We start from the raw sequence: 232 nt of genomic DNA, 5'->3' as shown, positions 1-232 counted from the left end.
TGTCGGCGCGTTGCCACGCGGTCTTGCGCGTGACGTCTTCACCGTCGATGGTGATGCGGCCCGAGTCGACCAGCTGGTCGCCGCTGATGGAGTTCAGGAACGTCGATTTGCCGGCCCCGTTCGAGCCGATCACGGACACGAACTGGCCTGACGGGATCTCCAGCGACAGGCCGCGCAGCGCGCGCGTCTCAATCGGCGTGCCCGGGTTGAAGGTGATGGTGAGTCCTTGGGC

At 66.4% G+C, this 232-nt stretch carries 1 protein-coding gene; it reads right to left on the bottom strand.

All coding sequences use genetic code 11. The features are described from left to right. Positions 1–217: ATP-binding cassette domain-containing protein (locus AMS65_RS00395; RefSeq protein WP_206541952.1), on the bottom strand; the 217-nt coding region annotated here is incomplete at its 3' end. Positions 218–232: the final 15 nt, after the last annotated feature.

Source organism: Leucobacter celer subsp. astrifaciens, from assembly GCF_001273835.1.
Taxonomy (GTDB): domain Bacteria; phylum Actinomycetota; class Actinomycetes; order Actinomycetales; family Microbacteriaceae; genus Leucobacter; species Leucobacter celer.
This window is presented reverse-complemented; position numbering and strand designations above follow the sequence as displayed.